Below are 8,291 nucleotides of genomic sequence, written 5' to 3'. Positions count from 1 at the left end.
ACAACCGAAAGCTCATCAGGGGTCACCGACACATGAAACTACCCGCACCCACCCAGCGACCCCACGACACGCCGCACCTAACAAAGCACTACTAGAGGTTGTCGACCACGACCACGGTGACGTTGTCCCGGCCGCCGGCCATTACGGCGCGGCGTACCAGCTCGTCCGCCGCCGCCTGCGGGTCCTCGCACGCGGTCAGGACCGCGGCGATCTCCTCGTCGGTCAGCTCCAGCGACAGGCCGTCGGAGCAGACCAGGAAGCGCTCGCCCGCCTCGGCCGTGCGCACCCACAGGTCCGGGCGCGGGCCCGGGTCGGTGCCCAGGGCGCGGGTGATCACGCCTCGGCGCATCGTCACGGCCTCGGGGGCCACGTGGTCGATCGTGAGCTGGTCCAGGGCGCCGGCCGCGAAACGGTACACGCGCGAGTCGCCGACGTTGAACACGATCCAGCACTCGTCGCCCTCGACCTTGCCCAGGCAGAGGCCGGCCGCCGTGGTGCCCATGCCGCCCTGGGCCGGGTCGGCGACCGCCGCGGCCAGGATGTCGGCGTTGGCCTGGACGATCTCGTCGCGGATGTCCAGCGGGCCCGGGCCCGCCACGCCGTCGAGGCGCTGCAGGGCCGCGACCGCCAGGCGGCTCGCCACGTCGCCGGCCGCGTGGCCGCCCATGCCGTCGGCCACGGCGAAGATGCACTCGCCGACGAGCGCGCTGTCCTCGTTGCGGCGGCGGACCTTCCCGACGTCGGTCGCCGCACCGGCCCGGATAGTCGCCATCAGCCCTCCACCGCCTTCGAATCCCACAACGCCATCAAGATCCCACTGCTGCCAAGATCGCACCATCGGCGGAACGACCGGACACCGGGGCCTGCCCGGAGGTCATCACACTCCCACCGGCTGCGCGAGCAGTGCAAGCAGCCGGGCGACCACGGCCGCACGGGCCAGGGGACGGCCCGGGTCCGGTCGTTCCAACGAGTCGGACAAGAACCAGGCACCGGCCGCTGCGGGCGACCGCGACGCCGGACTCGTCAGCGTCACCGGCCCGCCGGTCGATACGCCGGTGGGCTGGTCCGCGCGGTGGTCGGCCATTCCCGTTGCTCGCTCCCTCAAACCGCTGAGATTACCGGGGGCGACGAACCGGCTGCGACCCGGTTGCGCCGGAACGGCGGATGGCCGGCGATCTCGTTCCGATACGTGAATCCGGGCCGCTCCCCGGCGAAGGTGGCGGCAAGATCGAACTTGGCCAGGAGCGGCGCGCCCAGCGGTCCGGCCGCCTCATGGTGCACACGGTCCCCATCGACCGGGACGACCCCAGCTTGAGCAGAAAGTCCGATTTGTCAGCAAAAGAGGTCGGCTAACGAGGTCGGCTAACGGGAGAGATCCCGGGTCAGCTCCTCGAGCTCGGCGAGCCGCCCCGCCGGCCCGAGCCGGTTGGCCACCGTCACCAGGATGAGCTCGGTGACCGCGACCTCGAGCGTCATCGGGTCGATCGGGCCGGACGCCTCCCGCGGCAGCCGTACGAGCACGTCGGCCAGCGGGGCCAGCGGCGACTCCCAGGCGTCGGTGACGAGGACGAGGCGGGCCCCGCGGCCGGCGGCCGCGCGCACGAAGCGGGCATTGTCCGGGGAGTACCGCCGGAAGTCGTACGCCACCAGCAGATCCGCCGGGCCGAGGTCGAGCAGCACCCGGGCGCGCTCGGGCGCGGGGCCGGGCACGTGGCGCACGCCGGGGCGGAGGCTGGCGAGCTGCCGGACGAGGTACTCCGCGGCCAGCTCGCTGAGCCGCCCGCCGAGCGCCCACACGGCGCCGGCCCCGGCCAGCCGTTCGGCGACGGTCTCCAGCAGCGGCTCCGGTACCGCGGCGAGGCAGCCGTCGAGGCCGGCGCGCAGGGTGCGGGCGGCCGCGTCGAGGTCGGCGGGCTCGGTGACGAACGTGCGCAGCCGGGACCGGTCGGCGCCGCGCACGGCCTCCTGGAAGTCCGCGTACGTCGGGAAGCCGATCCGCCCGACGAGCCGGGAGACGGTCGGCGGGCTGACCCCGGCCCGCTGGGCGAGCGCGCGCAGGGAGCCGAGCGCGGCGTACGGGTAGTCGTCGAGGATGGCGCGCGCGATGGCCCGCTCGCCCGGGGGCAGGTCGGCGTAGACGGCTCCGAGCCGCGCCTCGAGATCCACGGTACAAATGTAACGCCCATAATCTGATTCCAGCAACGGCGTGACGAATGTTATGGTCGCCGCCATGGCTCCCTGGCGCGGACTGATCGACAGCGACTACCGGCCCCGGCTGCCGGTGCACCCCGGCACCCCGGCCGTCTCCCTGCACGAGGGCAACACCCCGCTGCTGTACTCCCGGCACCTCTCCGGCCGCACCGGCTGCGAGGTATGGCTCAAGGTCGAGGGCGCGAACCCCACCGGATCGTTCAAGGACCGCGGCATGACGGTGGCGGTCAGCCGCGCCGTGGAGGCGGGCGCCGAGGTCGTCCTGTGCGCGTCGACGGGCAACACGAGCGCGTCGGCGGCCGCCTACGCGGCGCGGGGCGGGATCGCCTCGGCCGTGCTGGTGCCGGCCTCCGGGGTCGCGCGCGGGAAGCTCGCGCAGGCGGCGCGGTACGGCGCCCGGATCGTCGAGATCGGCGGCACCTTCGACGACTGCCTGCGCATCGCCCGCGCCCTGGCCACGTCGCCCGGCGTGGCGCTGGTCAACTCGGTCGGCAACGAGCTGCGCCTGGCCGGGCAGCGCACCGTCGCCTACGAGATCGTGGACGCTCTCGGCGCCGCCCCCGACATCCACTGCCTGCCGGTCGGCAACGGCGGCAACATCACCGCGACGTGGCAGGGGTACGTCGCCTACGACCGCGGCCGCCCCCGCATCTGGGGCTTCCAGGCCGCGGGCGCCGCGCCGCTCGTGCACGGCGCCCCGGTGCCCGCCCCGCGCACCGACGCCACGGCGATCCGCGTCGGTTCCCCCGCCACCTGGGCGCCCGCGATCGCGGCCCGCGACGAGTCGGGCGGCCTGATCGCGGCGGTCCCCGATGCCGAGATCTTCGCGGCGTACCGCGAGCTGGGCTCCCACGACGGCGTCTTCGCGGAGCCGTCGTCCGCGGCCGCGGTGGCGGGCCTGCTGGCCCAGCACCGCGCGGGCCGCCTGTCCCCCGGCTCCCGCGTCGTGGTCACCCTGACGGGCAACGGCCTCAAGGACCCCGACGCGGCCCTGCGCGCCGACTACTCGACGACGTCCGCGGACCCGACCGTGCCCGACGTGGCACGCTCCCTGGGCCTGGCCGCCTGACCCAGCACCTCAGCGAGCGGCCGGCAGCCGCCCGACGCAGCGCCCCGGCCGGCCGCCGGAAGCCGCCCGACGCAGCACCTCAGCGAGCGGCCGAGAGCCGCCCGACGCAGCGCCCCGGCGAGCGGCCGAGAGGCGCCCGACGCAGCGCCCCGGCCAACCGCCCGGACGCGGCACCGCGCACCGCGCTACCCGACGGCGTCCGCGGACCCGGCCGTGCCCGACGTGGCGCGCTCACCGGGCCTGGCCGCCTGACGCAGCGCCTCGGCCAGCCGCCCGGTCGCGTCCGAGGGCCGGCCGGGGCGGCGGGCCAGGAGCAGCCGGCGCAGCTCGAGGGGGCCGCCGCGCACCTCCAGGAGCCGCACCCCGGCCGGCATCGCGTCGGCCATCGACGGCGGCACGGTCGTGACCCCCAGCCCGGCCGCGACGAGCCGCAGCTTCGCGAGCCAGTCCCGGGCGGTGTGCGCGATCACCGGCCGCCCGCCGAGCCCCGGCCACACCCCCATGAGCCGCTCCCCGGCCGCCGACTGCCCCGCGATCCACCGCAGCCCGCGCAGCTCCTCCACGTCGACGTGGCCGGCCGCGGCGAGCGGATGCCCCGCCGGCACCGCCACCCGCAGCGGCCGCTCCGAGAGGACCTCGAGCACGAGCGGCGGGTCCTCGGCGTCGGGCGCCCGGAACGGCGGCCCGGCCGCGAGCAGCGCGAGGTCGATCGTCCCGGCACGCAGCCCCCGCACGAGCACCGGCGTGCTCCCCTCCCGGCTGACCACGGTGACGCCGGGATCGCTCGCGCGCAGGATTCGCAGGGCCTCCGGCACCAGCACCGCCCCGGCGCTGGCGAACCACCCGAGCCGCACGGTCCCCCCGGTCGCGGCGAGCCCGGCGAGCTCCCGCCCGACGGCGTCGGCCTCGTCGAGCATGACCACGGCCCGGCGCAGGACCACCCGCCCGGCCGCGGTGAGCCGGACGCCGTCGGGCCGCCGCTCGAGCAGCCTGGCCCCGACCGCGCGCTCGAGGGCCGCGATCTGCCGGGAAACGCCGGACTGGGTGTACCCGAGCGCGCCGGCCGCCGCCGAGAGCGACCCGCGCGCGGCGACCTCCCGGAACACGCGGATCCCGGTGAGCGATGCATCCCCGATGCCCATGACGGATACGCATACCAGACGCGCGTATCTCGCGTTGGCCGCATACCCCGGCGCCTTCTAGCGTCGAGGCATGACCATCGCTCTCGTGACCGGCGCGACCCAGGGCCTCGGCCTGGCCCTCGCCGCCGGCCTGGCCCGCCGCCTGACCCCCGCCGACGTCGTCTACCTGACCGGCCGCGACGAGGCCCGGATCGAGGCCGCGGCCGCCGCCTGCGCCGAGGAGGGCGGCGCCCGGGTGGTCGGCCGCCGGCTCGACGTCGCCGACCCGTCCGCCGCCGAGGAGGTGGCCGCGGAGATCGGCGGCATCGACATCGTCTTCGGCAACGCGGTGATGCGGGTCGGCCCGGACGACGACCCGAGGGCGATCGTCGGCACCTACACGCAGGTCAACAACTTCGGCACGACGCGCCTGCTGCGCGCCTTCGCCCCGCGGCTGCGCGACGGCGGCCGCCTGCTGATCGTGGCGAGCTCCCTCGGGACGCTGCACCACCTGGCCCCGTCCCTGCACCGCCGCTTCGACGGCCTGACCACCCTCGACGAGGTGGACGAGGCGACGGCGGCCTGGCGCGACGAGGTGGCGGACGGCCGGGCCCGGGCGATGGCGTGGCCGGGGTTCGTGAACATCCCGTCCAAGATCGCCCAGGTGTCCGCGGTACGCGCCCTGGCCTCCGAGCGCCGCCAGGCCGACGCGGCGCGGGACATCCTGGTCGCCGCGGTCTGCCCCGGCATGATCAACACCCCGACGTCGGGCCTGTGGTGGGACGTGAGCGCCGCCCCGGCCCCGGCCGAGGCCGCGGTCGCCCTGCTGGACCTGGCGCTGGGCCAGGTCCAGCCGGGCCACTACGGCGAGCTGGTCCGCTTCGGCCGGCCGCTGCCCTGGAAGCCGTGAGCTACACCGGCCGGTACGAGCACTGCCGCCCCGTGTGCACCGTCTCCCGCAGGTGGCGGCCCAGGGCCGCGTCCGACTCCTCCACGCGCGCGATCGCCCGCCGGATGGCCTTGCCCACCGCGACCCGCGCCCGCTCCGCGTTGTCGACGAAGCGCCGGCTGCGGCCGCCGATCCCCACGCTGCCCGCGAGCTCGGCCATCAGCGCCTCGCTCTCGCGCCGGGCCGCCTCCGCGCGACGGGCGTCCGATGTGGACTCCATCTCCGCGCGGAGGTCGGCGACGCGCAGGCGGTACCGCCGCATCGCCTCCTGGTCGAGCACCGCCTGCGGTGACGTGCGCGCCCCCGCGGCCTGGGCGAGACCGTTGACGCCCATCGCGAGCTCGACCGCCGGGATCTCGGTGCCCGCGTTGGCCAGCAGGACCGCCAGGTGCAGCAGGCCGACGCTGTTCTCCACGAGCACCGACCGCGAGCCCCAGGCCAGCCGCCAGTGCTGCCGCTCCCGCACGCACGACGCGCGCGACGGCTGGGCCGGCCCGAGGCGCTCCAGGGCGCGCCGGGACTCCTCGGCGGCCGGCCAGTGCCCGAGCGCCCGGTTGTGCGCGACCGCGCGGGTCAGGTGCTCCAGCGCGAGGTCGCGGCGGCCGAAGACGGAGGCGGCGATGCCCAGCGCGTGGTGTACCGAACCGAAGCACGCGACCCCGAGACTCACCATCGCCGGGAGCTCGGCGTGCGGAAGGAGCAGCTCGTAGACCTCCTCGGCCAGGTCGGGGTCGTCGATGAGCCAGGCTGCCTCGGCGATGCCGTGCATGGTGACCAGCCAGCTGCCCGAGCGCGGCAGCTCCTTGAGCGACGGGCCGCGCAGCCGGGCCACGGCGTGCGCGGCGGTGCGCAGGTCGCCGTCCTCGGCCGCGGCGACCGCGTGCACCGCGTAGTACGCGTTGTCCACGGCGGACAACGTCGGCGAGTGCACCATCCGGTCGAGCATCGGGCGCAGCTCCCGCAGCCGGCCCTGGTACCAGCGGATGGCGACGAGGTGCGCGCCGTACCAGCCCGCCGCGTCGGCGTCGCCGGCCCGGTCGCCCCGCTCGTAGCAGGCGTGGGCCGCGCGTTCGGCCTCGGCGAAGCGCCCGGCGCGGATCTCGCGCATGACGTCGATCGCGTCGGCGACGTAGCCCACCGCGAGGTGCGGGCGCTCGTCGAGCAGGGCCCGCAGCTCGCCGAGGCGGCGCTCGGCGTGCCGGTCGCCGTCGAGGAACAGGTCGGCGGTGCACCACAGCAGGCCCATGAGCAGGTCGCCGCGGCGGCCGGTGCGAGGGCTGACCGCCAGCAGCTCGACGGCGATCTCCCGGCGGAGCTGGGCCTGCTCGGGGCCGAGCAGGCAATGGTGCGCGAGGCTCAGCGCCTCGGCGTGCGCGACGGGGTCGCCGCACGCGCGGGCGTCCTCGAGCGCGGCGAGGACGGCGTCGCTGCGGCCCTCGCGGTAGTCGCGCTCGGCGGCCAGGCGGGCCCGGAGGCGTACCGCCAGAACCCCCTCCGGGTCGACCAGCCCGAGCAGCAGGCTCAGCCGCTGCTCCAGCACGGCCGCCCCCGCGCCCACGCGGTGCTCGTGCACCCACACGCCCGCCGATCCGAGCACGGCCTCGGCCATGCCGGGCACGTCCCCGGCCGCCTCGGCGCGCGCGTACGCGATCTCGAAGCAGCGTCGTGCGGTCTGGAGGTCCCCGTCGGCGTGCAGCGCGTGCAGCCCCCCGGCGACCGTTTCGGATGCGATGTCAGCCTCGACGCAGCACTGCGCGCCGGAACCCGACGTCATTGCGGTTCTCCAACCTCTGCCCGCGCCCATCATCGTCCAGCGGAGGGGCCGGACGCCCGCCCGCGACGGGTTCTCGACACAATGCAACCGGTACGCTGCTGGCCGTGGAGACGCCGGAGGTGGTGCTGCGGCCGGTGACGGCGGCCGACCTGTGGCTGCTGGAGCGGCAGGCCGACGACCCCGAGGCGGGCGGGGCGTTCAACTGGTCGGGGTACCGCGACATCGTCGCCACCCGGCGCCGCTTCGAGGAGAACCGGCTCATCGGCCCCGACGGCGGCAGCCTCATCGTGCAGCTCGACGGCTCGGTCGCGGGCAACGTCGTCTGGATGCGCCACGCCTACGGCACGCCGATCTGGAGCTGCTGGACCATCGGCATCTCGCTGCTGCCGGAGTTCCGGGGCCGGGGCGCGGGCACGGTGGCGCAGCGGATGCTGGCGGCGTACCTGTTCGCCACGACGCCGCAGGAACGCGTGGAGGCGTACACGGACGTGGAGAACGTCGCCGAGCAGCGGGCGCTGACGAAGGCCGGGTTCACCCGCGAGGGCGAGATCCGCTCGGCGCAGTTCCGCGAGGGCCGGTGGCGAAGCCTTTACCTGTACTCGCTGCTGCGCGACGACCCCACGAGCACGCCCCCGACGTAGACGGCCCGGATGCCGTGCAGGGCCGCCGGGTCGCGCGTCAACCAGCCGACCACCACCGCCGTGTTCAGGGTCGATCCGGCCGGGACTGGGCGTCGACCAGCCGGCCCATGAGGGTGACCAGCGTGCGCACGTCCCCGTCGGGCCAGCCCGCGGTCAGGTCGCGCAGCACCCCGTCCTGCCAGGCGTGCGCGTCGGCGAGGAGGTCCTCGCCGGCCGGGGTGGCGGTGACGGCGGTCGCGGCGCCGACCTCGCGCGGGGCCCGGCGGCGCAGCAGCCCCAGCCGCTCGGCCCGGGTGACGAGCCGGCTCGCCCCGGACTGGTCGAGGCCGAGCTCGCGGGCCACGTCGTTTACCGAGGGCGGGCCGCCACCGCGCCCGGTCAGCGCGGTGACCGCCTCGAGCACCATGACGTCCCGGCCGCGGTCGGGGTCGGCACCGGTCCAGCGGCGCGACCAGAACCGCACGAACGCGAACAACACCCGCCCGCCGCCCGGCTCCACGGACCCCACCCCCTTGTCGCTCCGCAT

The 8,291-nt window shown here is 75.9% G+C and carries 8 protein-coding genes; 3 read left to right on the top strand and 5 right to left on the bottom strand.

The features are described from left to right. Positions 1–91: 91 nt before the first annotated feature. Positions 92–772: a protein phosphatase 2C domain-containing protein gene (locus tag AB0B76_RS39535; protein ID WP_360385322.1), complete on the bottom strand. Its 681-nt coding sequence runs from the start codon at positions 770–772 to the stop codon at positions 92–94. Between the two features lie 590 nt (positions 773–1,362). Continuing rightward, a complete protein-coding gene (locus AB0B76_RS39530) occupies positions 1,363–2,166 on the bottom strand; it encodes a MurR/RpiR family transcriptional regulator (protein ID WP_360385320.1) in 804 nt (267 codons plus the stop codon). 64 nt (positions 2,167–2,230) lie between these two features. Here AB0B76_RS39530 and thrC point away from each other — a divergent pair, with 64 nt between their 5' ends. Further along, positions 2,231–3,280, top strand: a complete 1,050-nt coding sequence (gene thrC, locus AB0B76_RS39525; protein ID WP_360385318.1) for a threonine synthase — start codon at positions 2,231–2,233, stop codon at positions 3,278–3,280. Positions 3,281–3,465: 185 nt separating this feature from the next. On the opposite strand, the gene AB0B76_RS39520 is transcribed toward thrC, so the two are convergent. Further along, positions 3,466–4,422: a LysR family transcriptional regulator gene (locus AB0B76_RS39520; RefSeq protein ID WP_360385316.1), complete on the bottom strand. Its 957-nt coding sequence runs from the start codon at positions 4,420–4,422 to the stop codon at positions 3,466–3,468. Between the two features lie 70 nt (positions 4,423–4,492). Here AB0B76_RS39520 and AB0B76_RS39515 point away from each other — a divergent pair, with 70 nt between their 5' ends. After that, positions 4,493–5,311, top strand: a complete 819-nt coding sequence (locus AB0B76_RS39515; protein ID WP_360385314.1) for an SDR family NAD(P)-dependent oxidoreductase — start codon at positions 4,493–4,495, stop codon at positions 5,309–5,311. A 1-nt stretch (position 5,312) separates the two neighbouring features. Here AB0B76_RS39515 and AB0B76_RS39510 read toward each other — a convergent pair whose 3' ends face one another. Continuing rightward, positions 5,313–7,124, bottom strand: a complete 1,812-nt coding sequence (locus tag AB0B76_RS39510) for a hypothetical protein (protein ID WP_360385312.1) — start codon at positions 7,122–7,124, stop codon at positions 5,313–5,315. Between the two features lie 104 nt (positions 7,125–7,228). Between AB0B76_RS39510 and AB0B76_RS39505 the strand changes: the two genes are divergently transcribed. Next, on the top strand, positions 7,229–7,765 hold the full coding sequence (locus tag AB0B76_RS39505; RefSeq protein ID WP_360385310.1) for a GNAT family protein: 537 nt from the start codon (positions 7,229–7,231) through the stop codon (positions 7,763–7,765). Between the two features lie 64 nt (positions 7,766–7,829). On the opposite strand, the gene AB0B76_RS39500 is transcribed toward AB0B76_RS39505, so the two are convergent. Then, on the bottom strand, positions 7,830–8,291 hold the full coding sequence (locus AB0B76_RS39500; protein ID WP_360385308.1) for a MarR family transcriptional regulator: 462 nt from the start codon (positions 8,289–8,291) through the stop codon (positions 7,830–7,832).

This window comes from Dactylosporangium sp. NPDC049140, assembly GCF_040648435.1.
Note: the sequence above shows the minus strand (reverse complement) of the source record. Positions and strands in the feature narration are given on the sequence as shown.

Bases quoted from the DNA above. Each gene is read 5' to 3' on its own strand.
- AB0B76_RS39535 (WP_360385322.1), bottom strand. From the start codon at position 772: ATGGCGACTATCCGGGCCGGTGCGGCGACCGACGTCGGGAAGGTCCGC.
- thrC (WP_360385318.1), top strand. From the start codon at position 2,231: ATGGCTCCCTGGCGCGGACTGATCGACAGCGACTACCGGCCCCGGCTG.
- AB0B76_RS39520 (WP_360385316.1), bottom strand. From the start codon at position 4,422: ATGGGCATCGGGGATGCATCGCTCACCGGGATCCGCGTGTTCCGGGAG.
- AB0B76_RS39515 (WP_360385314.1), top strand. From the start codon at position 4,493: ATGACCATCGCTCTCGTGACCGGCGCGACCCAGGGCCTCGGCCTGGCC.
- AB0B76_RS39510 (WP_360385312.1), bottom strand. From the start codon at position 7,124: ATGACGTCGGGTTCCGGCGCGCAGTGCTGCGTCGAGGCTGACATCGCA.
- AB0B76_RS39500 (WP_360385308.1), bottom strand. From the start codon at position 8,291: ATGCGGAGCGACAAGGGGGTGGGGTCCGTGGAGCCGGGCGGCGGGCGG.